The organism is Pseudoalteromonas tetraodonis (assembly GCF_002310835.1).
Taxonomy (GTDB): domain Bacteria; phylum Pseudomonadota; class Gammaproteobacteria; order Enterobacterales; family Alteromonadaceae; genus Pseudoalteromonas; species Pseudoalteromonas tetraodonis.
Window position 1 is genome coordinate 3,181,414 of sequence record NZ_CP011041.1, and the last position, 22,763, is coordinate 3,204,176.

Annotated in this window: 24 protein-coding genes; 9 read left to right on the forward strand and 15 right to left on the reverse strand. The window is 41.7% G+C overall.

From position 1 onward, the window contains the following. Positions 1-12: 12 nt before the first annotated feature. Positions 13-321 (forward strand): DUF2909 family protein, encoded by a 309-nt coding sequence (locus PTET_RS19295; protein WP_081745118.1) that lies wholly within the window; start codon positions 13-15, stop codon positions 319-321. Here PTET_RS19295 and PTET_RS14875 read toward each other — a convergent pair. The 5 genes from PTET_RS14875 to lexA form a co-directional block, all read right to left on the reverse strand. After that, the gene (locus PTET_RS14875) at positions 224-1,099 is read right to left on the reverse strand and encodes a cytochrome c oxidase subunit 3 (protein ID WP_028834829.1); all 876 of its coding nucleotides are present in this window, start codon (positions 1,097-1,099) and stop codon (positions 224-226) included. The genes PTET_RS19295 and PTET_RS14875 overlap by 98 nt on opposite strands. Before the next feature lie 35 nt (positions 1,100-1,134). Further along, positions 1,135-1,665, reverse strand: coding sequence for a cytochrome c oxidase assembly protein (locus PTET_RS14880; RefSeq protein ID WP_013466139.1), 531 nt, complete (start codon positions 1,663-1,665; stop codon positions 1,135-1,137). Next, positions 1,665-3,257, reverse strand: coding sequence for a cytochrome c oxidase subunit I (ctaD, locus tag PTET_RS14885; RefSeq protein ID WP_028834828.1), 1,593 nt, complete (start codon positions 3,255-3,257; stop codon positions 1,665-1,667). The genes PTET_RS14880 and ctaD overlap by 1 nt, the downstream gene beginning before the upstream one ends. Beyond that, positions 3,257-4,399, reverse strand: coding sequence for a cytochrome c oxidase subunit II (coxB, locus tag PTET_RS14890; RefSeq protein WP_036980527.1), 1,143 nt, complete (start codon positions 4,397-4,399; stop codon positions 3,257-3,259). The genes ctaD and coxB overlap by 1 nt, the downstream gene beginning before the upstream one ends. 493 nt (positions 4,400-4,892) lie before the next feature. Further along, the gene (lexA, locus tag PTET_RS14895) at positions 4,893-5,510 is read right to left on the reverse strand and encodes a transcriptional repressor LexA (RefSeq protein WP_008114166.1); all 618 of its coding nucleotides are present in this window, start codon (positions 5,508-5,510) and stop codon (positions 4,893-4,895) included. A 198-nt stretch (positions 5,511-5,708) separates the two neighbouring features. Here lexA and PTET_RS14900 point away from each other — a divergent pair, with 198 nt between their 5' ends. Beyond that, positions 5,709-6,152: a PaaI family thioesterase gene (locus tag PTET_RS14900; protein ID WP_013466144.1), complete on the forward strand. Its 444-nt coding sequence runs from the start codon at positions 5,709-5,711 to the stop codon at positions 6,150-6,152. Positions 6,153-6,181: 29 nt separating this feature from the next. On the opposite strand, the gene PTET_RS14905 is transcribed toward PTET_RS14900, so the two are convergent. Continuing rightward, positions 6,182-6,562, reverse strand: a complete 381-nt coding sequence (locus tag PTET_RS14905; RefSeq protein WP_036983336.1) for a hypothetical protein — start codon at positions 6,560-6,562, stop codon at positions 6,182-6,184. A gap of 252 nt (positions 6,563-6,814) precedes the next feature. On the opposite strand from PTET_RS14905, the gene PTET_RS14910 reads away from it, so the two are divergent. Beyond that, positions 6,815-7,468, forward strand: a complete 654-nt coding sequence (locus PTET_RS14910) for an endonuclease (protein ID WP_013466146.1) — start codon at positions 6,815-6,817, stop codon at positions 7,466-7,468. A gap of 39 nt (positions 7,469-7,507) precedes the next feature. Here the strand turns inward: PTET_RS14910 and hmpA are convergent, their stop codons facing one another. Further along, positions 7,508-8,689 (reverse strand): NO-inducible flavohemoprotein, encoded by a 1,182-nt coding sequence (hmpA, locus tag PTET_RS14915; RefSeq protein WP_024602173.1) that lies wholly within the window; start codon positions 8,687-8,689, stop codon positions 7,508-7,510. A 165-nt stretch (positions 8,690-8,854) separates the two neighbouring features. On the opposite strand from hmpA, the gene norR reads away from it, so the two are divergent. Next, the gene (gene norR, locus PTET_RS14920; protein WP_024602172.1) at positions 8,855-10,420 is read left to right on the forward strand and encodes a nitric oxide reductase transcriptional regulator NorR; all 1,566 of its coding nucleotides are present in this window, start codon (positions 8,855-8,857) and stop codon (positions 10,418-10,420) included. 5 nt (positions 10,421-10,425) lie between these two features. Here norR and PTET_RS14925 read toward each other — a convergent pair whose 3' ends face one another. Next, entirely contained in the window at positions 10,426-11,322 is an 897-nt protein-coding gene (locus PTET_RS14925; protein ID WP_013466149.1) for a LysR family transcriptional regulator, read from the reverse strand. 116 nt (positions 11,323-11,438) lie between these two features. Here PTET_RS14925 and PTET_RS14930 point away from each other — a divergent pair, with 116 nt between their 5' ends. Then, positions 11,439-12,005: an NADPH-dependent FMN reductase gene (locus PTET_RS14930; protein ID WP_013466150.1), complete on the forward strand. Its 567-nt coding sequence runs from the start codon at positions 11,439-11,441 to the stop codon at positions 12,003-12,005. A gap of 7 nt (positions 12,006-12,012) precedes the next feature. Here the strand turns inward: PTET_RS14930 and PTET_RS14935 are convergent, their stop codons facing one another. Then, the gene (locus PTET_RS14935) at positions 12,013-12,456 is read right to left on the reverse strand and encodes a tellurite resistance TerB family protein (RefSeq protein WP_013466151.1); all 444 of its coding nucleotides are present in this window, start codon (positions 12,454-12,456) and stop codon (positions 12,013-12,015) included. A 95-nt stretch (positions 12,457-12,551) separates the two neighbouring features. Here PTET_RS14935 and PTET_RS14940 point away from each other — a divergent pair, with 95 nt between their 5' ends. After that, complete coding sequence (locus PTET_RS14940; protein ID WP_013466152.1) at positions 12,552-12,932, forward strand: hypothetical protein; 381 nt, start codon at positions 12,552-12,554, stop codon at positions 12,930-12,932. A gap of 74 nt (positions 12,933-13,006) precedes the next feature. Here the strand turns inward: PTET_RS14940 and PTET_RS14945 are convergent, their stop codons facing one another. After that, positions 13,007-13,603: a hypothetical protein gene (locus tag PTET_RS14945; RefSeq protein WP_028834823.1), complete on the reverse strand. Its 597-nt coding sequence runs from the start codon at positions 13,601-13,603 to the stop codon at positions 13,007-13,009. A 385-nt stretch (positions 13,604-13,988) separates the two neighbouring features. Here PTET_RS14945 and PTET_RS14950 point away from each other — a divergent pair, with 385 nt between their 5' ends. Beyond that, a complete protein-coding gene (locus PTET_RS14950; RefSeq protein ID WP_013466154.1) occupies positions 13,989-14,282 on the forward strand; it encodes a hypothetical protein in 294 nt (97 codons plus the stop codon). Positions 14,283-14,333: 51 nt separating this feature from the next. Here PTET_RS14950 and leuD read toward each other — a convergent pair whose 3' ends face one another. From leuD to fabR, 5 genes are all read right to left on the reverse strand, one after another. Then, positions 14,334-14,933: a 3-isopropylmalate dehydratase small subunit gene (leuD, locus tag PTET_RS14955; RefSeq protein WP_028834822.1), complete on the reverse strand. Its 600-nt coding sequence runs from the start codon at positions 14,931-14,933 to the stop codon at positions 14,334-14,336. After that, positions 14,933-16,333 (reverse strand): 3-isopropylmalate dehydratase large subunit, encoded by a 1,401-nt coding sequence (leuC, locus tag PTET_RS14960; protein WP_008465616.1) that lies wholly within the window; start codon positions 16,331-16,333, stop codon positions 14,933-14,935. The genes leuD and leuC overlap by 1 nt, the downstream gene beginning before the upstream one ends. A gap of 56 nt (positions 16,334-16,389) precedes the next feature. Continuing rightward, positions 16,390-17,466: a 3-isopropylmalate dehydrogenase gene (gene leuB / locus PTET_RS14965; protein ID WP_013466156.1), complete on the reverse strand. Its 1,077-nt coding sequence runs from the start codon at positions 17,464-17,466 to the stop codon at positions 16,390-16,392. Further along, entirely contained in the window at positions 17,463-19,016 is a 1,554-nt protein-coding gene (leuA, locus tag PTET_RS14970) for a 2-isopropylmalate synthase (RefSeq protein WP_013466157.1), read from the reverse strand. Before leuA ends, leuB begins: the two co-directional genes overlap by 4 nt. 395 nt (positions 19,017-19,411) lie before the next feature. Beyond that, positions 19,412-20,029, reverse strand: a complete 618-nt coding sequence (gene fabR, locus PTET_RS14975) for an HTH-type transcriptional repressor FabR (RefSeq protein ID WP_013466159.1) — start codon at positions 20,027-20,029, stop codon at positions 19,412-19,414. 130 nt (positions 20,030-20,159) lie between these two features. Here fabR and PTET_RS14980 point away from each other — a divergent pair, with 130 nt between their 5' ends. Further along, positions 20,160-21,293, forward strand: coding sequence for an acyl-CoA desaturase (locus tag PTET_RS14980; protein WP_013466160.1), 1,134 nt, complete (start codon positions 20,160-20,162; stop codon positions 21,291-21,293). Positions 21,294-21,306: 13 nt separating this feature from the next. Further along, positions 21,307-22,737 (forward strand): Si-specific NAD(P)(+) transhydrogenase, encoded by a 1,431-nt coding sequence (gene sthA, locus PTET_RS14985; RefSeq protein ID WP_016900074.1) that lies wholly within the window; start codon positions 21,307-21,309, stop codon positions 22,735-22,737. Positions 22,738-22,763 lie beyond the last annotated feature (26 nt).

Genomic DNA, 22,763 nt, shown 5'->3' on the forward strand with positions numbered 1-22,763 from the left:
GGGTATAATCCAGTGATTATTAAAATTATTATTGTTCTACTGTTATTATTTATATTATTTAATTTATTTCGTGCTTTATTAATTATGGTGTCAGGGAAAACCAATGGACGCCCTATGTCTCACTTTTTAGGGCGTCGGGTGTTATTTTCTGTTGTGGTATTAGTGATGGTGATTGCCGCACTAAAACTTGGTTTTATTAAGGCAAATCAGTCTCCCTTAATCACTAAAGCACATACACAAATACAAACAAACACAGCCAAACAACATCAACAAAATGCCAGTACCAAGCTGCAGCTTGAAAGGCAAAGTGCTTATCTTTAGTGAAATGTCCTTTCATAATGCGTAAAAACACCACCAATAAAATAATTGTTCCTAAGGTGACGTGCATGCCGTGAAAGCCGGTTAACAAAAAGAAGGTATTGCCATAAATGCCCGCATCAAGGGTTAAGTTAAGATCGTTATAAGCATATATATACTCTTCTACCTGCAGCCCTAAAAAGCACACTCCGAGTAAAATGGTCGCTCCCAAGCATACTTTGAGTGGGGTACGTTTATTATTTTCCATCGCCACATGGGCAAAATGTAAAGTTACCGACGAGGCCAGCAAAATAAGGGTGTTGATAAGCGGCAACCCTTGCCAGCCCATCGCTTGGGTCGAAGTGCCTCCTGGGGTATTTAGCAATGGCCACATGGCTTCAAACGTCGGCCACAATACTTCATTTGTCATGGCGTTGTTATCCGCACCTCCAAGCCAAGGCACAGAAAACATGCGAGCATAAAAAAGCGCCCCAAAAAATGCCATGAAGAACATCACTTCTGAAAAAATAAACCAGCTCATACCTTGCCTAAAAGAACGGTCCATTTGTGCAGAATAAAGCCCTTGATCAGACTCGTGTATGACATTTTTAAACCAGCTAAACAGCATGTAAAGGAGTACAGCTATACCTACGTATAACAAGTAAACGCCATTACCACCCTCTTTGCCCATATCCATTACGGTTAAGGCTGCGCCTACCGCAATAAAAAATAACGCAACTGCCCCAACTATTGGCCATGGACTTTGCTCTGGTACATAATAATGTTCATATTTTTGATTCATTTTATTTGCTCCTAGTTTTTCACTAGTTTTATAAGCTAGTTATTACTGGCTACTAGCCGCTCGCTAATATCAAATACGGTATAAGATAGGGTTAACTCTTCTACATCACTGGGTAATTCAGTATCTACATAAAACAATAATGTAAACTCCAGCTCTTCACCTGCCTTTAACGGTTGCTGATCAAAGCAAAAACACGCTATTTTGTGTAAATACTTGGCCGCTTTTCCTGGTGCTACCGACGGTATAGCCTGCATTACTTTATCTTCATTACTGTTATTTTTAGCGCTAAACTTAACTTCACGCATAGCCCCAGGCTTTACATCTACACTGTACTCTTTAGATTTAACTTCAAAAGGCGCACCACTTTGCGCATGCGTAGTGAAACTAACGCTGACTTCTCTATTTTCAGTGACCAAGGTACTTTGCTGTGCCTGCTCTAACGAGGGCTTACCATTAAGCCCCGTTATATCGCAAAACACGTCATACAAAGGGACCATGGCAAATGCAAATGCAAACATTGCAATGCAAATCACCACCAGCTTTTTTAATAACGGCAAGTGAGTCATTATTTAATGTCCGGCGGCGTTGAGAACGTATGATAAGGCGCAGGTGAATCAACTTCCCATTCAAGCCCCTCAGCTCCATCCCAAACTTTTGCAGGCACTTTGTCGCCCCCTTTTGCACATTTATACACAACCACCACAAATAATAATTGCGATAAACCAAAGGCAAACCCACCTATACTAATAATGGCGTTAAAATCAGCAAACTGTAGCGCATAATCTGGAATACGGCGTGGCATACCGGCTAACCCCACAAAATGCATTGGGAAAAACAGCACATTTACACTTATTAACGACAACCAAAAATGCCATTTTGCTAAGGTAATATTGAACATGTTTCCGGTCCATTTTGGCAGCCAATAATAAGCCCCCGCCATAATAGAAAACACCGCGCCCGTTACGAGTACATAATGAAAGTGTGCAACCACAAAATAGGTATCATGATATTGGAAATCGGCAGGTGTAATCGCTAGCATCAACCCCGAAAAACCACCTAAAGTAAACAACACAATAAATGCGATACTAAACAGCATTGGCACTTCAAAGCTAATAGACCCGCGCCACATAGTCGCTACCCAGTTAAATACTTTTACGCCGGTAGGTACCGATATCAGCATAGTCGCGTACATAAAAAACAACTCACCCGCCACGGGCATACCAGTGGTAAACATATGATGCGCCCACACAATAAAGCTCAACAAGGCAATGGAGGAGGTGGCATACACCATAGAGGCATAACCAAATAGTTTTTTACGTGAAAAGGTGGGAACAATCGTAGAAATAATGCCAAAGGCAGGCAAAATCATAATATAAACTTCAGGGTGACCAAAAAACCAAAAAATATGTTGGAACATCACCGGATCGCCACCACCAGCGGCATCAAAGAAACTGGTCGCGAAGTATTTATCGGTGAGCACCATAGTAACTGCACCAGCAAGTACCGGCATAACTGCAATAAGTAAAAACGCCGTGATCAACCATGTCCACACAAATAACGGCAGCTTCATCCACGTCATACCCGGAGCACGCATATTTACTATGGTGACCACCACATTAATGGCCCCCATAATCGAACTAATACCCATAATATGCACAGCAAATACAAACATTGCTGTGTTGTCGTTACTATAAGTGGTGGAAAGCGGCGCGTAAAAGGTCCAACCAAATGCAGGGCCACCACCAGGCATAAATAATGAAGCTAATAGGATTAAAAACGCAAACGGTAAAATCCAAAAGCTCCAGTTATTCATTCTCGGTAAGGCCATATCTGGCGCACCAATCATTAGCGGGATCATCCAGTTTGCCAAGCCGGTAAAGGCTGGCATAACCGCACCAAACACCATTATTAAACCATGCACTGTGGTCATTTGATTAAAAAAGTGAGGATCAACCAGTTGTAGGCCCGGCTGAAATAACTCAGCTCGAATAACCATCGCCATTGCCCCACCAATTAAAAACATGGTGAGTGAAAAAATTAAATATAAGCTACCTATATCTTTATGGTTGGTTGTAAATAACCAGCGCTTAAAGCCTGTGGCAGGTTGATGGGCATGATGAGCCTCATTGGTATTAGGTTGTTCTGCAATGCTACTCATTATTTAGCCTCCCCATCAGCATCCAGTGCCGCTTGTATCTCGCTCGGTTGAATTACATCACCAGTGTCATTACCCCACGCGTTGCGTTTATAGGTAATAACAGCTGCTATTTGCTTGATTGATAATTGCTTTGCGAAAGACTGCATAGCCGTACCTGGTTTACCGTGGAGCAAAATATCTATATGCCCTTTGATATCACCTATGACTATTGGGCTGCCTTTAAGAGCCGGAAAAACACCCGGCAAGCCTAATCCTGTTGGCTGATGGCACGCCGCGCAGCTCGCCATATAAACCTGCTCACCAAGCGCCATCAGCTCTTCTTTTGGTACAACTTGGTCTAATAACGCAGCGTCTGCTTCAGCTGCTTTTTGCTTGGCTTGTTTAGCCTCTGCTAACCACGTTTTGAAGTCTTCTTCTGTTTTAGCTTCTACCACAACAGGCATAAAACCATGATCTTTACCGCAAAGCTCTGCACACTGCCCACGGTAAGTACCAACCTCATTAATATTGGTCCATGTTTCGTTAATAAACCCAGGGTTTGCATCTTTTTTAACGGCAAAGTCAGGCACCCACCATGAGTGAATAACATCATCTGAAGTCATTAAAAAACGTACTTTTTGATTAATTGGTAGTACCAGCGGTTTATCGACCTCGAGTAAATAATTCGGGTTTTTATCAGCAAGGTTGGTTATTTCATTTTGAGGTGTAGCTAGCATGGAATAAAACTCAACGTCCTCCCCCATATACTCGTAATGCCACTTCCACTGTGAGCCTGTAATTTTAATGGTGAGATCAGCTTTGCTGGCATCCTCCATGGCAATTAAGGTTTTAGTCGCAGGAATGGCCATAACAATTAATATGACAAAAGGGATCGCAGTCCACAGTATTTCTACTTTGGTGCTTTCATGGAATTGGGCAGGGACAGCCCCTTTAGATTTGCGATGATGAATGAGTGCCCAAAACATAATGGCAAATACGATCACCCCAATCACACAACATATTAAAAAAATAGTCATGTGCAGTTGGTATACATTATTACTTATATCGGTTACGCCTTTACGCATATTATATTGGCTATTAGCAAGCACATTCTGCGAAAAAACAAACAATATAAGCCACAAGGAAGAACTCAGCTTACCCATGTGACGGCTCCTTTGATGCTATTGCTGACGCAAAGCGAAGAGGCATACGGCTTAAACGCCTATTCGTTATTTTTATTTTTTATAAGGGTGCTGGATTTAGTAAATGTGTGTTCTCAAAACGACTAAGCTGTGAGTTATTTTTATTCCAGCTCTTTAACAACTAGTTAAAAAATAAACAATAAGCAAGGTGAGTATGAAAAATAAACAAGGTGTATTTTTTAAAATGCGCAGCTAAAAAAATAGCAACTAGTCAGGCAATTAATCTAAGAGTCAGGTTTAGTAAGGGGTGTATTGAAATTACAGGATAGAAATATAAAAAATTGTTAACTTAAAAAAGCAGAGTAAATTTGTTTATTTATAAAGTATTTAGTGATTTTATTTATGATAGGAGAAGCACTTAACAACATATAGTCATACATTTGATAAGTTAGACATTGTGCTGCTAACAAACCCAGCGCCTAATCACTATTAAGCGCTAAATTATGCTTTAATACTACATCCAGTCAGCGTTACGAATAACACCTACCGCTAAGCCTTCAATATTGAACGACTCATTTTCTAAATCGACCTCAATAGCTGAAAACTCATCATTTTCAGCATGTAAGAGTACTTTTCTGCCCGCTTTTTCTAAACGCTTCACGGTTACATCGTCGTCAACACGGGCAACAATAACTTGTCCATTTTCGGCAACTTGGGTTTTATGCACAGCAAGTAAATCACCATCCATAATACCAATGTCTTTCATACTCATACCGTTAACACGCAATAAAAAATCGGCCGCAGGTTTAAACATTAAAGGGTCAATTTTACAGTGGCTTTCTACATGCTGTTGCGCCAATATTGGCTCACCGGCAGCAACCCTGCCAATTAAAGGCAAGCCCAACTGCTCTGGCTCCTCTTCTTCAACAAGCTGAATGCCCCGACTCGCGCCTGGCTTCATTTTAATAACACCTTTTTTGGCCAGTGCTTTTAAGTGTTCTTCTGCAGCATTCGCACTTTTAAAACCCAGTGTTTGTGCAATTTCGGCACGTGTAGGAGGCATACCAGTGTCTTTAATAAACACTTTAATGAGTTCGAGTATTTGCGCTTGGCGTTTCGTTAATGGTCGCATACAACTGGTTTTCCATACAGTACAATTAACTGTGAGTATATACAGTTATTTAAAAATCGCAAATATAAATTAATGCCTTATATGCCGTTATCATCAAACAATAACCTACTTTAAAAGCAGGGTGATAAATGTAATTATTAGCAACGCATTATCATATTAATAAATTTTAATTCTCAATTACTTATCCAAGGAGCTAGCATGAGTATTTGGCATCAACCGATTACATTAGAGTTTTGTAAGCAATTAGATCAAGGTATTACAGGCCAAGGGACACTCATGAAAACCATGGGAATAGAGATCAGTGAAATTGGTGATGACTACTTAGTGGCAACTATGCCGGCAATTCCAGAGCATCATAACCCTATGGGTATCGTTCATGGTGGTGCAAATGTGGTGCTTGCTGAAACAGTAGCAAGTTATGCCGCTAATTTTGTAGTTGATTTCAATCGGTTTTATTGTGTTGGCCAAGAGATCAGTGCAAGTCATTTAAAGGCATCACGCAATGGCACATTAACGGCCACAGCGAGAGCTTATCATATCGGCAAACGCAGCTCGGTTTGGGATATTAAAATAACCAATAGCCGCAATGAGCTTTGCTGCGTATCACGTATGACCGCAGCCGTAGTTGAGCGAAAAGGCTAGTAAATCTGTTAACCAAGGTTGAAGTTAAATTACTTTTCGAGAGGGTAAATAGTAATTTCTACGCCTGCACCAATTGCAGATATACGTAACAAGGTATCTGCATGTAAGGCTTGGTTAAAGCATTTTGGCGAAGTGCCAGACTCAAACCCCATATCGAAAGTTCTGCGTGAACAACTCAACCATTGCTTTAATGCATTGCGTGAACACGACTCGATTAACTCACACAAGTGATTAATCGCTTTATCTGGCGTGGTTATTTCACCTGCAACCTCAATGCGAGCAAGTTGACGGTATTCGTCTTTATCATAATGTAAAATAGTTGCGACCTTTTTTAAATCAGCAACTAATACGCTAATATCTTGCTTTGACTCAAGCTCTAGATCTACATTTAAAAATTGAATTTCCGACATTATCTCGTTTTTACCCTCTATTAATTTCATTGCAAACTTTAACGCAGTTTTACCGTTATACCAAATCAACAATGCTGGAATCACTGCATTAACGCATTTTTAGCGTTAGCCTATGAATATTGCCCACTATTTACTCCTCAAAAACGCCCTCTACAAAATACGCAAATTAAAATTAAAGCATGCCGGCGGCAGTTTACTTTTTTATTCTAGGCCTTAAACTAGCCGCTCCTGTAGTTCACGTATGTGATGGATATGATTCGGTTTATTTTAGCTTTGTTGGCTTGCTGTGCTTGTTTTTCAGCAATGGGCGAACAATTTACGCGGTTTTCGAGTGCCAAAAAGCACTTAATTAATACCCTTCCCGAAAACGCTAAAAGTATTTATTGTGGTTGCGATATAAAAAAACAAGGCAAAAAGTTGGTACCCGACCCTACCCATTGTGGCTACGTGCCTCGCAACACACTAACCCGCTCAGGCAAAGTAAATCAACGTGCCCTGCGAATTGAATGGGAACATATTGTCCCTGCATGGGAATTTGGTCACCAGTTACAATGTTGGCAAGATGGTGGGCGTAAAAACTGCCGCAAAGTTAGCGCTAAGTTTCGCATGATGGAAGCCGATATAAACAATTTAGCCCCTGCAATTGGTGAAATTAACGCCGATCGCTCAAACTACCGCTTTGGCATGTTAGCCCAAAACGCGACGCAATATGGTCGCTGTGAGGTTAAAGTTAATTTTAAACAACGTGTTGTTGAACCGCCTGTTCATGCACGTAAACGCATTGCCGATGCGTACGCTTACATGCAAAAAACGTATGGTTTAAAAATTTCAGCTAAACAACAAAAGCTATTTAATGCTTGGCAACAACAAGCTTATGCTGCTAACACAAATAGTAAAAAGCTGTAAGTTTAAATTAAAAGCGTGTAACACACGCTTTTAATTAACCTATAACGCTTGGTGTGGTCCAAATATTTCGTAGTGAATGTTTGAGCTTTGCACACCTAAATCAAGTAGCTGGCCTTTTACGTAAGCCATAAATGATGCTGGTCCACACAAATAAAATGCCCCTTCGCTAATAGGTAATGATGTCTCAAGCACCGTTAAATCCATTAACCCAGTGAAATCACACTCCTCGCCACCTTGATTAAACCAAGTAAATGTTTTTAGCTGTGGATGCATTGCCGTTTGCTGCGCTAAATACCCTTTAAATGAAAATTCGCGGCTGTTTTCACATGCGTGCAAATAACTAATCGCTTGATTTTTATCACCACTAAGTAGCGTTTGAAGCATCGCCATCATCGGGGTTTGGCCAACGCCTGCTGAAATAAGTACCACTGGAGTTGCCTCATTTTTTAAAATGAAGTCTCCCGCTGGCGGGTATAACTCTACTCGTGCGCCTTGCTCTAGTGAGTGTAAATAATTAGACACCACGCCAGGCTTTGGTTGGCACTCTTTTTTAACGCTAATACGATAGTTTTTAGCATTGCTCTTTTGCGAAATAGAATACTGGCGGATCTCTTCATATTCTGCGCCCTCAGGCTTAACTTTAATGCCAATGTACTGTCCTGGCTTGTAGGTAATAACTGCTTTACCATCCACAGGTGTTAGCGTAAAACTAGTTACGAATTCAGATTCAATATGTTTATCAGTAATTTCAAACTGGCGCGTGCCTGCCCAGCCACCATGGTTGTTTTTACTGTGCGCATACAATGCCGCTTCTTCGGTAATACAAATATCAGCAAGTACACCGTAGGCTTCGCGCCACGCATATTCAACATCGGCAGTAAACTGCTCAGGAATAAGCTCTTTTAACGTACCGATTAAATGTGCGCCCACAATAGGATAATGCTCAGGTAAAATATTTAAGCTGGTATGCTTATGATTAATTCGCGCTAGCGCCTCTTTTAACACGGCTAAATTATCAAGATTTTGCGCGTACGCAGCCAATGCATTAAATAATGCAAATTGCTGACGACCCGTTTCTTGATTAGTCATATTAAAAATATGTTTAAGTTCGGGATTATGACTAAACATGCGCTTGTAAAAATGATCGGTTACGACCGTACCTGCCTCTGCAAGCAATGGCACCGTGCTTTTAACTATTTGTATGGTTTTATCGGATAACATGTTTATTTCCTATGTAATAACTAACTGCTTGCATTTAGCATTACACAGAGCGTGCCAACTAATTAAACCTATAATATTCAATAAGTTAAATTAACTCGCTTTACAAGATGAGTCTTTATGACCTACTATAAAACCTGTAAAAATACACTAACAGGTCATTTTGACATGAACCAACAATTCAACCTGACGCAAGTTGCATTAGAACTTGCGCAAAGTACGTTACATGCTCACAGTTTTGAGCAACTTTTAGCCACGGTTGAACGTGTTATTCCCAGCGATGCCAGTGCATTATTGATTCGCCAAGGTGAGCAATTAAAACCCTTAGCCATTAAAGGCCTTATGCCCGATAGCCTAGGACGACGTTTTGATATTGCGGAGCATCCTCGCCTTAAAGCCATCTGCAGTAGTCGTTTGGCTCTGCAATTTGCACATGACTGTCCACTACCTGATCCATACGACGGGCTACTACTGGCTAAAACCGGTGATATTCCAGTGCATGCCTGCTTAGGGTTACCCCTTTATGATAAAAACGCACTACTTGGCATTCTGACCTTTGATAGCCTTAACGCCAATGCGTTTGACGGTATCACCACTGATACACTCAACACCTTACAAACCTTGTGCAGTGCGCACTTTAAAACAGCCCTAGAGCTTGCCCATTACAAACAACATGCGCAGCACTCTAGTGAATTAGTACAAGCGTTAAACCGTGAGGCGCTCAAACGTGATGGTGGTGAAATTATTGGCCAAAGCTCTGCAATACAAACGCTTAAAAATGAGATAAAACTGGTTGCGGCATCAAACTTTAGTGTCCTTATTTTAGGTGATACTGGGGTCGGCAAAGAGTTGGTGGCACGTAATATTCACTTACACTCCGCACGTAAAGATCAGCCATTAATTCATTTAAATTGTGCATCACTGCCTGAAAACCTCGCAGAAAGTGAATTTTTTGGCCATGCAAAAGGCGCTTTTACGGGTGCGCAAAATGCTCGCCAAGGTAAATTTCAGTTAGCCGATGGCGGCACCTTATTTTTAGATGAAATCGGCGAGCTGCCTCTGGCTATGCAAAGTAAATTATTACGCGTACTGCAAAGTGGCGAAGTACAAACCGTTGGCGAAGATGAACTTAAATATGTCGATGTTAGAGTGATTGCAGCAACCAATCGCGACCTAAAACACGAAGTAACACAAGGACGGTTTCGCGCCGATTTGTACCATCGATTAAGTGTTTATCCACTCACAGTCGCTCCATTGAAAGCCCGTGATGAAGATGTTATTTTATTAGCTGGTTATTTTGCAGAAAAAACAGCCCGCAAGCTCGCTATTAAACAGCTAAAACTCAGTATTGAAACGCAACTGCTGCTTAAAAAATATGACTGGCCAGGCAATGTGAGGGAGCTTGAGCATGTGATTAATCGGGCTGCATTAAAGGCTAAACAACATCAGTGGCAGCAACCAATTATTACTATTGAACCTGCGCATTGTGAGCTAAATTTAAGCGCTGTTAACACCTTAGCTCTTGAACACTCAAACCAGCTTGTAATCCCACCTTTAGCAAACAACATTTCGTTAAAGCAAGCCACAGATACCTATACTCAGCAACTTATAATACAGCAACTTAAACAACATAATTATAACTGGGCAAGCACAGCGCGTAGTTTACAGGTCGACCGCGCTAACTTAACGCGGCTAGCCAAGCGCTTAGGTGTTTCAATAAAAAAATCGTTGTAGCCTTTTTAACTTAACTTTCGCTGCCTAAAATAATTTTTTAATAGCTGACTAAACGCTTGAACTTTTGCCGTTCGATGCACTAAATGATGCGTAACCAGCCACAAATCGGTTGGCCAACTCAGTTCATTAGGCAGTACAGGGACTAAATCAGAGTATTGCGCTGCAACATCATGCTGTAATCCGCCAATACCGAGTCCTTTTACTATGGCGCGGGTCGCTTCTGAGGTTTCTGACACTCTTAGCTTAACTTGCGACGGGGGAATATTTTCATCAACCCATGCAAAGTAAGGCACTTTGGCATTATACCCTGCTACACCTGACACAAAGCTATGCAGCGATAGTTGCGCTAATGTTTGTGGCAACCCATAACGGCTAATGTAATGCTTTGATGCATAAAATCCTGACGAGAGCGCCGCTAAATGCTGAGCAATATAATCACCCTCATCCGGTCTGGGTCCAGCTCTTACTGCGATATGTGCTTGGCCATGATCTAAACGTAAGCGTTTTTGATCCATAATCACTTGTAATTGCACTTGCGGATGCAAGGTTTGAAACTGCTCACACACCTCACTTAATACATCAATAAAGCCACTAACTGTGGTGAGTAACAAGCTACCTTGCAAGGTGCTATCTGCAGCAATAATGTCATTATGTAGGCGCTCTAGTTCACCATTAATCGCTTGTGCTGTGGTAAATAACTTAGCGCCAATTTCTGTGACTTTGTAGCCGCGAGCATGGCGATGAAATAGTCGCGCATTTAAGCTTTTTTCTAAGTTATTTATTCGCCTGAGCACCGTACTATGGTGAACATCTAACACTTCGGCAGCGGCAGTTAAAGTACCTAAGCGCGCTACCTCGTAAGCAACCTTCAGGTCTTGCCAATCATTAAATTGAATTGCCATGATAACTACTCTTTAATCTGTGCATATACGCACACAAGTTTTGCGTTTATTTGGCTTTTCTGCAAGTGATTATTTGTTAAAGTCACATTATACAAACTCATTATCAGGAGCAGCTCATGACAACACCAAAAATTATTGCCCTAGCAGGTAGCTTACGTAAAGATAGCTTTCATCAAAAACTCATTAACGAAGCGGCACGCTTTGCTTTAGAAAGTGGCGCTGAAGTAGAAGTGATTAAACTCGCAGACTTAGCCATTCCTATGTTTGATGAAGATCTCGAGGCACAAGGCACACCAGCCGGTGTACAACAACTTAAAGACAAACTTCGCGCAGCCGATGGCATTTTGCTGGCCAGCCCAGAATATAATGGCTCTATTACCGCCGTGTTAAAAAATGCTATTGATTGGGCATCGCGCACCGAACAAGGCGCAGAGCCTGCATTTGCAAATAAAGTAACCGCGTTATATGCAGCCTCACCAGGTGGGTTGGGCGGTTTACGGGGCTTAAATCATGTGCGTGATATATTATCAGGCATTGGCAGCTTAGTATTAGCGAACCAACTGGCAGTACCGGCTATTCATACTTTATTAGATGACAACGGTCGAATTAGCGACCCCGCTACCGCTGAAAAAGTGGCTGGTCTTGCACAGCAGTTAGTTAGCGTAGCAAGTAAGCTTAAATAAGCAGCCACTATAACTTTGTTGCTGCAAGCTTTGCAGCAATAAAGTCTTCATGGGTAACATACAATAAATTAGCAACACGACGAATAACGTATTCTTCTTGTGGATCAAGTTCTCCATCGGAGTACGCTAAACGCCAAAGTAATTCAACTATATCAATGCGTTGCTGTGCACTACATTGATTGTTAATTTGCTTAGAAAATTGAAAATAATCAATGGCGTCATCTAAGCTTGCACTTGCTTGCTCGGTTAACTCATCTACTGCTTCATCCGTTAAATCAAAATATTTTTTTAATGTTAGACTTAGCGTATGTTGCTCATCAGCCTGTAAATCGTTATCCGCTCGCATTACCTCAATTAATAATGCGGCAACCGCTGTTTTTAAATCATGTTGTTCAATATCATAATCTTGCTGATCAATACTCGAAAAAAGCTGTTTAATTTGCTTGAACATCACATTTCCCCTTTTTGGGTGTTAGACTTATATCATAACGGGTTTAATAGATATGCTGATCACACTACCCAAAATCAAGATGGAGTTAAAGGTTTATGAGTATAAAAGCCAATCATTACATACATGGAATTATTAGCTGGTGTTTATTAACGGGGTGTTTGAGTGTGTCGGCAGAGCAAAGTGAAATGCAGCGACTTTATGATTTTGATGAAAAGGTGCATTATAAGCAAACTCAAATAGACACTAACAATTACCACCTAGAAATACAGTCTGACGACTACCCACATTTTAGAAACCAAAGTGTGTTTTTGTTGCGCCACGCAAATCGTTTATGTCACGATAATCCTTTTATGTTAAAAGTGACTGAGGGCGTGCAGGAGTACCAACGCTTTCCAACTAAACCGCGTGCTTATCAGCCACCGCTCAGTGTATTTGTGCAGTGTGAAATGCCTGCAGAAAAAACCTCAAAAAAATAACACCTCGTTATTTTCAGTAAAACCACTGAGTATTAAAATAGCCTGTGGTTTTACTGTAGTTAACCTGAACTAAGTTAGTTAACGCCATATCCCCACGGCGCAGCCGGTGGTGTGATAGGTTTAGTTAAATCAAAATCAACACGGAATTCGCGACCTTGGCGAATAAGTCGATAAGTGAACTGTTCAGGGTAAATATACATTTGCCATGTATTGCCTACCGATTGCGGTATGCCTTGGCTAACAAATAACTCTTTTGAATACTGATCTGCAGGGAATGACTGCATATTAGCAAAACCCGCATCCACAGTATGACCGCCATACATAGTAGACACATCATCGCTGCCATCTTTATGGCGATGATCGTGCTTTAGGCTCAAACCACTACCTGTTTTAGTAATGATCCACGTACGTGAAGCATCATCACCGACATGAAACGGCACCTGTAACTCACGGTCATTACACTTACGCACATGCATAATTAACTTTTTATCGGCAAATGAACTCGGCCCTGTTGCATTATCAACCGTTACTTTACCCTCGAAAGCTTTACCGCAGTGAGCAGCAATACTATTGAAAAAGCTATCATGACTTGGAATTGATACCAAAGGCGCTGGACGTGCTAATGCAGCAGTGGATGCCAGCATAAACGCTGCAGCTGTTAATAATTTCATAATGTGTCCCTAAACATGTAAAAAATCAGCTTAGCGTTTAAGCAAACACAAAGAAAATAATCACGATGAACAGCAATAAAAATTAACAGAACAATAGGGTTTTACTTTAATTAATTAGTAAAAAAATATCGCTTGAAAGAAGATAAGAAATTAAATATTGTTGTTTGATAAAGGGGAAATAACTAATACCAATTCGCTTAATTAAGCGGTCTATTTTGAGGCAGGAAAAACGGGGTGATAGCTAGGCAAAAAATTCGCTATTTAGTTGTTCGAAATTAGAATTTTTTAACACAGATAGCGACACGTTTAGCCCCGCAAAATGATTGAGTATTATTGCGGATTGGTATAAACGTAAAGCCAGTTTTAGCGCGGAGCACATATTTAAATGGAAAAATATATCGGCTTAATAATCATCGTATTACTATTAATTATTCAAAATCGCTACACTCTGCACATATATCAACACCTTGCTGAGCAGCACCCAGAACAATGGAAAAAATTATCACAAAATTCATTAGATGGGACACCCTATGCCAATCTTGCTGAGTCATTTAAAGATGGTTTTTTTTCGACTATCAACGACCCAAAGGTAGTCCGCTACCAGAAATTTAAAACTCTCAATTTATTACTAATGGCAATGATTACATTAGCAAGCTTATTGCGTGGTTTTTTAATATAAGCGATTAAAAAAGCGCAACCTAAGTTGCGCTCCAGTTTCATATGTAAAAGGTTACTGCCACGGTCTCTCTGCGGCTAACTGCTTTTCAAACGCATCAATTTGCGGATTGAGGGTTTCGGTTACACCAATAAAGTCTAAGCCACTTAATAAACGCTCTTTCACGTCTTTGCGAATATCAAAGCGAATTGGCGCAAACTTATTGCTGGTAAGTAACTGGTTTTCAAGATCCACATCAATGTGAATATCGTCGTGCTGCTCACTTAACACAAATAACTCTTCCAGCGTTTGCGCTGGCAATGTAATAGCAAGCATTTGATTGTTACCACAGTTATTAAAGAAAATATCAGCAAAGCTTTCAGCTAAAATCACTTCAAACCCATATTGCTTTAATGCCCATGGTGCGTGCTCGCGTGATGAGCCACAGCCAAAATTATCGCGGGTTAATAATATTTGCGCACCTTGGTAACAAGGACGATTTAAAATAAATTCAGGGTTTGGCTCGCCATTATCTAAATAACGCCAATCGTAAAACAGTGCTGCATCAAAACCATCACGGCTGGTTGAAGTTAAAAACTGCTTAGGAATAATTTGGTCGGTATCGACGTTGTTTTTATCAAGTGGGGCCATTAAGCCGCTAAAATAGATGCTCATTAAGCTTCTCCTCTAATATCAACAAAGTGACCATGTATTGCAGCTGCTGCCGCCATTGCAGGGCTCACTAAGTGTGTACGCCCGCCGCGCCCTTGGCGACCTTCAAAATTACGATTCGAGGTGGAAGCACAGCGTTTACCAGCTCCTAAACGGTCATCGTTCATAGCTAAACACATCGAACAACCCGGCTCGCGCCACTCAAACCCTGCAGCTTTAAAAATATCGGCTAAGCCTTCATCTTCAGCTTGCTGCTTAACTAAGCCTGAGCCTGGAACAATCAGCGCTTCAATACCAGCTAAAACCTGTTTACCTTCAACAATTTTTGCTGCAGCGCGTAAATCTTCAATGCGGCTGTTGGTGCATGAGCCAATAAATACCGTGTCTACTTTGGCGCTTGATAGTTTATCGCCCGCTTTTAAGCCCATGTATTTAAGCGCACTGCGAATTGCATCGGCTTTAATTAAATCGGTTTCTTTATCTGGATCTGGAATACATTCATCAACGCCAATCACTTGCTCTGGATTAGTCCCCCAAGTAACTTGCGGTTGAATACTGCCTGCATCTAACTCTACTTCTAAATCAAAATGAGCACCATCATCCGTTTTTAAAGTTTCCCAGTAGGCAACAGCGGCATCAAAATCAGCACCTTTAGGTGCAAACGGGCGCCCTTTTAAGTACTCGTAAGTGATTTTATCTGGGGCAATTAAACCTGCCTTGGCACCCATTTCAATGCTCATGTTACACAATGTCATACGGGCTTCCATTGATAGAGCTTCTATGCCTTCACCACAAAATTCCGCCACATAGCCAGTGCCACCAGCAGTGCCTAGCTTACCAATAACCGCCATAATTAAATCTTTAGCTGTTACTGTAGGGCGTAATACACCGTTAATTTGAATTTTTAACGACTTCGCCTTTTTTTGCTGTAGCGTTTGCGTAGCTAATACATGCTCAACCTCTGAGGTACCAATACCATGTGCCAAGGCACCAAACGCACCATGCGTTGAAGTATGACTATCGCCGCAGACTATAGTGGTACCTGGTAAAGTAATCCCCTGCTCAGGGCCAATAACATGCACTATGCCTTGGTTTACTGAATTTAAGTCGTACAGCAAAATGCCAAATTCTTTACAGTTTGCATCCAGTGCCATTAATTGATTTTTAGAGACTTCGCTGGCTGCATCCAGTGAACGACTTTTAGTTGAAACATTATGATCCATGGTGGCAATGGTTTTTTCTGGACAACGCACTTTACGATTTTTTTCACGTAAGCCTGCAAATGCTTGTGGTGACGTCACTTCGTGTACTAAATGACGGTCAATATAAAGTAAATCGGTTTGCTCATTAATACTGGCAACGGTATGTGCTTGCCAAATTTTATTGTATAAGGTTTGGGCCACTTGCTAACTCCCTGATCTGATTGAGCCACAGCCTGACGGTGCTGTGGCTTTAATAATTAAATGCGTGAAACGATGGCCGCTGCTACATCGGTGGTGGTATAGCCGCCCTGCGGATAAATATCTGGCGTTCCCACACCGGCTTCAACCGCCTCTGCGACTGCTTTTTCAATCGTACGAGCCGCTTCGTCTTGGCCTAATGAGTAACGTAGCATTAATGCGGCACTTAAAATTTGTGCGATTGGGTTTGCCACCCCTTTCCCGGCGATATCAGGCGCTGAACCACCCGCGGGTTCATACAAGCCAAAGCCTGATTGATTCAAACTTGCCGACGGTAATAACCCCATCGAACCGGTGATCATGGCGCACTCGTCCGATAAAATATCACCAAATAAATTATCGCAAAGTAATACATCAAACTGGCTAGGTTGCTTAACCAGTTGCATCGCTGCGTTATCTACATAAATGTAATCTAAGCTCACTTCTGGAAAGTCTTTACTCACTTCGGTTACCACTTCGCGCCATAAAACGCTTGATGCTAAAACATTGGCTTTATCAACCGAGGTCACATGATTGCTGCGCAACTTAGCGGCCTCAAAAGCAAAACGTGCAATGCGCTCTATCTCTTTACGTGAATAAGTTTGCGTATCAAATGCAGTTTCTTCTGCCCCTTCGCCACTGCGGCCTTTCTCACCAAAATAAATACCACCCGTTAGCTCGCGCACACATAAAATATCAAACCCTTTTTCGCTAATATCAGCACGTAGTGGTGATGCAGCGCTTAATGCGGGTAACAACTGAGCAGGGCGTAAGTTACAAAACAAACCAAAGTGCTTGCGCAGTGGTAACAATGACGCGCGCTCCGGTTGGTCATTCGGTGGTAAATGTTCCCACTTAGGGCCACCCACGGAGCCAAATAAAATAGCATCGGCGTTTTCACACGCTTTTAAGGTCGTATCAGGAAGTGCTTTGCCAAATTCATCAATGGCAGCGCCACCAATAGCATGGTGTTCACGGTTCAGAGTAAAGCCAAACTTATCACTTACTGCATCAAGCACTTGCTCTGCAGCTGCCATAACTTCTGGGCCAATACCGTCGCCCGCTAATACGGCAACGCTGTAATGTGTTTTACTCATCCTGCTTTCCTTTGTTGTTTTAAATCAGACACTTTTTGTGCTCGATAAATTAAGTTATAAACCCGAACCATAGCGCGTACTGAGGCTTCGACCACATCGGCCGCAATACCGGCACCGTGATAAGGACGGCCATCATATTTAGCAATAATATTCACTTGTCCTAATGAGCTTGCACCTTGGCCGGTGGCCTCTAAATTGTATTCAATCATTTCAACGCTCATACCAGTTAAGCGCTCAATGGCTGCAAATGAGGCTTCTACCGGGCCGTTACCTGTGGCCGCTTCTTGTTTTGCTTCGCCATCAATCAACAAACCTATCGTTGAGCTGGCTACCGATTGAGAGTTCGACGTAGAGTGAACAAACTCTAATTGATATTTTTCATCTTTGTCACTGATTTGATTAAAGTAAATCATTGCTTCTAGGTCGTAGTCATATACTGTGCCTTTTTGGTCAGCTAACGCAACGAAACTTTGGTATAAGCTATCCATGTCGTAATCAGATTTTTGATAACCTAACTCTTCTAAGCGATGCTCTATAACATGACGCCCTGAACGCGAGGTCATATTTAATTGATTACTTGGCACACCCACACTTTCAGGTGACATAATTTCATAGGTATTTTGCGCTTTTAATACACCATCTTGGTGAATACCTGAACTGTGGGCAAACGCATTTTCGCCAACAATCGCTTTATTTGGCTGTACCGGCATATTACAAATTTTGGCTACTTGGCGAGAGGCGCGGTAAATTTCTTCGCTTTTTATATCGGTATATACGTTTAAATGGTCTTTGCGCATTTTCATGATCATCGCCACTTCTTCAAGTGAACAATTACCCGCGCGCTCCCCTATACCATTAATGGTGCATTCGATTTGGCGCGCACCGGCTTGAACGGCAGCAACAGAGTTAGCAACGGCTAAGCCTAAGTCGTTATGGCAATGCACACTTAAACGGGCTTTATCAATATTTGGCACGTTGTTCATTAAATGACGGATCATTGCTGCGTATTCATCTGGCGTTACAAAACCGACGGTATCTGGCAAGTTAATCGTGGATGCACCGGCATTAATAGCTTGCTCAACTATTTTGCATAAATCCCAATGTGGTGTACGTCCTGCGTCTTCACATGAAAATTCCACATCATCAGTGTAATTACGGGCAAGCTTGATTGATTTAACCGCCATCGCGGTTGCATCATCTAAGCTCATACGTAGTTTATGCTCAAGGTGTAAAGGGCTGGTTGCAATAAAAGTATGAATACGGCTTTGCTGTGCACTGCGAAGCGCCTCGCCACAGGCTTCAATATCTTTGGCAACCGAGCGTGCTAAGCCACAAATAATAGGGCCTTTTACTTCAGTGGCAATTCGCTGCACTGAGCGAAAGTCAGCGGGGCTCGAAACCGGAAAGCCCACTTCCATGACATCCACATTTAAGCGGCTAATGGTATGCGCTAGTTGAATTTTATCATCTTCAGTCAGGCTTGCTTTAAGTGCCTGTTCGCCATCACGTAAGGTGGTATCAAAAATCCATACTTTATCTTGCTCTTGCATAACTGCCTCTCATTCCTGTGTTACCCAAATTTCGATTTATCCCTGCAGCGAGATAAAAAAAACCCCGCAATTGCGGGGTTTTGTTGTTTAGCTCAATGCAAACACACTAATCCCCGCTCACTTGCCACAGCAGTAAGAGGTTTAGTTTTAGTGTAATTAAACGATTAGTTTGCATTTGTTTTCTTGTGTGTGTGTCCAATGAGGCTTATTTTTATCATTGCAGCGCAGTAGGTGCAAGCATAAAAATGCCATAAAAATAATTACACAAGACTTTTAAGGGATTTTAAATTCAATAAATAGATAAAAAAGAGATAAAGAATTCAACCTTGGAGGGCGTGGCGTTTAAATTAACAAGCACCGTAAAGTACAGTGCTTATTTTAACTTTTTTTAATATTTACTCTTTCTTTTCTGCGCGTACGTAATTTGACGCACCACGAGTAATATAGCGTAACTGCCAAATAACTCGCTCAATTAATTCATCGCGTTGCTGACCTTCAATATCTAGCGCTTCGGCGCCAGCATTAAATACCAACGTAACCATAGCCTCTGCCTGAATATACGCATGAATCGCATCACAGGGCGTTTCACTTTCTAAATAATGAGCAAGCTCTAAAATAAAGTGTTTCACTTCACGTGCTACTGCCGCTCTAAATGCTTTTGAGGTACCTGAGCGTTCACGCAGCAATAATCTAAATTGATTACTAGAGTTATCAATAAACTCCATAAAAGTAACCACAGACGTATTTATTACACTGCCGCCACTGGCTATTCGCCTACGAGCTTGACGCATCAGCTGACGCAGCGTTAAACCCGCTTCATCAACCATGGTTAAACCTAGCTCGTTCATATCTTTAAAGTGACGGTAAAAAGAGGTGGGCGCAATACCGGCTTCGCGCGCTACTTCACGCAAGCTCAAATTTGAAAAGCTATGATCAGCACTAAGCTGATTAAAAGCAGCTTCAATTAATGCTTGTCGTGTTTTTTGTTTCTGTTGTGCTCTAACGCCCGACATCAACAGCTCCCTGAATGAATTTGTAATAAATTTTTAATTAAAAAAATAGCTAATAGTACAGTCTAATACTTGACGGCAGCAGATTGAAATATTATTTTAGCGTACAGTTGTACGCTGAGAAATGAGAAAGATGAAAAAACCACCACTTATATGGACCAACGTCCTTTTCTTTAGCCTGACGTTTTTGGCTGCTGTTACACTTGTACCTTGGTATGGGTTTAACTATGGCTTTACAGGCACACAATGGGCTGCTTTTGTAGCTTGCATGTTTTTCGCGGGATTATCGATCACTGCGGGTTACCATCGTTTATGGGCGCACAAAACCTACAACGCACACCCGGTCGTTGAATTTATTTTTGCCTTAGGCGGCGCGTTTGCTTTGCAAAACAGTGCGCTGCATTGGAGCAGCGATCATCGTATTCACCACGGTCAAGTTGATGACCCTGTAAAAGACCCTTATGCCGCTACCAACGGCTTTTGGTATAGTCACATAGGCTGGATGCTGCGCGACTACCAAGGCGATAGCTACGGTGATTACAGCAATTGCCGCGACCTACAACGCAATAAAATAGTGATGTGGCAACATAAACATTACTTAAAGCTGGTAGTTGCCATGAATGTTGGTTTACCACTGGTATTAGGTTTAATGTTAGGTGATGTGTGGGGCATGTTATTACTAACGGGACTACTTCGTTTAGTACTGAGCCAGCATTTTACCTTTTTTATTAACTCTGTTGCGCACATTTGGGGTTCTCGCCCTTACACAGAAAAAAATACCGCACGCGATAACGGCTTTTTAGCCTTATTTACTTATGGCGAGGGTTATCATAACTTTCATCATATTTTTGCTAGCGATTACCGCAACGGCATTAAGTGGTTTCATTACGACCCAACTAAATGGATGATCCGCTCGTTAGCTGCACTTGGTTTAGCGAGTAAATTAAAGCGCACACCGGTTGAGCGCATAGAAAAAGCTAAAGCAGAAACCTTGATGAGCAAAACACAAGGTCGCCTCGCAAAATTGCCTTTAGCGCAAGATAAGCTTACATTATTACAACAAGAGTACGATTTGTTGCTTAAAAAACTGCAAAATTATTGCTCATTACAAAAACAAGTGTTGGAAGCTAAAAAAAATAATATGGCAAAGCAGTGTGAAAAGTCGGCATTAATGGCACAATATCACGAGCTTGAGGCCGCCTGGGAAACACAAAAACAGGCATGGCTAGCACTTAATGCGAGGTTATTAAAAGCCTCTTTTAGTTAAAATAGGAGTGGCTGTGGCCAAACAACCAGAAAAGAAAAAAGTACCCGTGACATACCAATATGATGCAATCATTATTGGCACGGGTCCTGGCGGTGAAGGGACCGCTATGAACCTCTCTAAAAGTAACAAAAAAGTAGCGGTTATTGAACGCCAAACAGCCGTGGGTGGTGGCTGTGTACATTGGGGTACCATTCCTTCAAAGGCACTTCGTCATTCTGTTAGTCGCTACATTGAATACAAAGCAAATCCTTTATTTAACGTAGGCGAGCGTCCGGTAAGACTTACCTTTCCTGATATTTTACGCCATGCCAGTTCGGTAATTTCAAAGCAGTCAAACTTACGCAGCAGTTTTTACGATCGTAACCGCATTCATATGTTTCAAGGCGACGCTAGCTTTGTTGATAAGCACACTATTGAAATTAGACGTAATGACGGTTCTACTGAGCGCCTTACTGCACAAACGATTGTTATTGCTACCGGCTCACGACCTTATCGCCCACCAGGGGTGGATTTCACCCACTCACGAATTTACGAAAGTGACACTATTTTAGGCCTTGAACACGACCCGCATCGCGTACTTATATACGGCGCGGGTGTAATTGGTTGTGAATATGCGTCTATCTTTAAAGGGCTAGGTGCCAAAGTCGACTTAGTGAATACTCGCGATCGCTTATTGGCGTTCATGGATGCTGAAATATCTGATGCATTAAGCTATCACTTTTGGAATAGCGGTATTGTAATTCGTCATAACGAAGAGTTTGATCGCATTGAAACCCGTGATGACTGCGTTGTTATGCATTTAAAATCGGGCAAACGTGTTAAAGCTGACTGTATTTTATTTGCCAATGGCCGAACAGGTAACACTGATACCCTTAATTTAGAAGCCATTGGCTTAAAAGCAGATAGCCGCGGACAGATAAAAGTAAACGAAACCTACCAAACAGAAGTAGACAATGTATACGCGGTAGGTGATGTTATTGGCTATCCAAGCCTTGCGAGTGCTGCCTTTGATCAAGGTCGAATTGCCGCAGATGCCATCGCGTGTGGTAATTGTGATGAAAAGCTGATTATTGATATTCCAGCCGGTATTTATACTATTCCTGAAATGAGTTCTGTCGGTAAAACAGAGCAGCAATTAACTGCTGCAAAAGTACCGTATGAAGTGGGACGTGCGCAATTTAAACATTTAGCCCGCGCGCAAATTGCAGGCACCGATGTGGGCAGTTTAAAAATATTATTTCATACAGAAACCAAAGAAGTACTCGGCGTGCACTGCTTTGGTGAGCGTGCCTCTGAAATTGTGCATATTGGCCAAGCTATTATGGAACAAAAAAATGGTGGCAACACCATCGACTACTTTGTAAATACCACGTTTAACTACCCAACGATGGCAGAAGCCTACCGAGTTGCGGCGTTAAATGGTTTAAATCGCTTGTTTAAGTAATATTAAGCACTAGGTAACAAAAAGCC

Excerpts from the sequence above, each read along its gene's own strand:
- fabR (WP_013466159.1), bottom strand. The coding sequence starts at position 20,029 with ATGTCGGGCGTTAGAGCACAACAGAAACAAAAAACACGACAAGCATTA.
- leuA (WP_013466157.1), bottom strand. The coding sequence starts at position 19,016 with ATGCAAGAGCAAGATAAAGTATGGATTTTTGATACCACCTTACGTGAT.
- leuB (WP_013466156.1), bottom strand. The coding sequence starts at position 17,466 with ATGAGTAAAACACATTACAGCGTTGCCGTATTAGCGGGCGACGGTATT.
- PTET_RS14940 (WP_013466152.1), top strand. The coding sequence starts at position 12,552 with ATGAGTATAAAAGCCAATCATTACATACATGGAATTATTAGCTGGTGT.
- hmpA (WP_024602173.1), bottom strand. The coding sequence starts at position 8,689 with ATGTTATCCGATAAAACCATACAAATAGTTAAAAGCACGGTGCCATTG.
- PTET_RS14875 (WP_028834829.1), bottom strand. The coding sequence starts at position 1,099 with ATGAATCAAAAATATGAACATTATTATGTACCAGAGCAAAGTCCATGG.
- ctaD (WP_028834828.1), bottom strand. The coding sequence starts at position 3,257 with ATGAGTAGCATTGCAGAACAACCTAATACCAATGAGGCTCATCATGCC.
- PTET_RS14905 (WP_036983336.1), bottom strand. The coding sequence starts at position 6,562 with ATGTCGGAAATTCAATTTTTAAATGTAGATCTAGAGCTTGAGTCAAAG.
- PTET_RS14980 (WP_013466160.1), top strand. The coding sequence starts at position 20,160 with ATGAAAAAACCACCACTTATATGGACCAACGTCCTTTTCTTTAGCCTG.
- PTET_RS14930 (WP_013466150.1), top strand. The coding sequence starts at position 11,439 with ATGACAACACCAAAAATTATTGCCCTAGCAGGTAGCTTACGTAAAGAT.
- PTET_RS14910 (WP_013466146.1), top strand. The coding sequence starts at position 6,815 with ATGATTCGGTTTATTTTAGCTTTGTTGGCTTGCTGTGCTTGTTTTTCA.
- lexA (WP_008114166.1), bottom strand. The coding sequence starts at position 5,510 with ATGCGACCATTAACGAAACGCCAAGCGCAAATACTCGAACTCATTAAA.
- coxB (WP_036980527.1), bottom strand. The coding sequence starts at position 4,399 with ATGGGTAAGCTGAGTTCTTCCTTGTGGCTTATATTGTTTGTTTTTTCG.
- PTET_RS14925 (WP_013466149.1), bottom strand. The coding sequence starts at position 11,322 with ATGGCAATTCAATTTAATGATTGGCAAGACCTGAAGGTTGCTTACGAG.
- norR (WP_024602172.1), top strand. The coding sequence starts at position 8,855 with ATGAACCAACAATTCAACCTGACGCAAGTTGCATTAGAACTTGCGCAA.
- leuD (WP_028834822.1), bottom strand. The coding sequence starts at position 14,933 with ATGAGCATCTATTTTAGCGGCTTAATGGCCCCACTTGATAAAAACAAC.
- PTET_RS14950 (WP_013466154.1), top strand. The coding sequence starts at position 13,989 with ATGGAAAAATATATCGGCTTAATAATCATCGTATTACTATTAATTATT.
- PTET_RS14935 (WP_013466151.1), bottom strand. The coding sequence starts at position 12,456 with ATGTTCAAGCAAATTAAACAGCTTTTTTCGAGTATTGATCAGCAAGAT.
- PTET_RS14945 (WP_028834823.1), bottom strand. The coding sequence starts at position 13,603 with ATGAAATTATTAACAGCTGCAGCGTTTATGCTGGCATCCACTGCTGCA.
- PTET_RS14900 (WP_013466144.1), top strand. The coding sequence starts at position 5,709 with ATGAGTATTTGGCATCAACCGATTACATTAGAGTTTTGTAAGCAATTA.
- PTET_RS14880 (WP_013466139.1), bottom strand. The coding sequence starts at position 1,665 with ATGACTCACTTGCCGTTATTAAAAAAGCTGGTGGTGATTTGCATTGCA.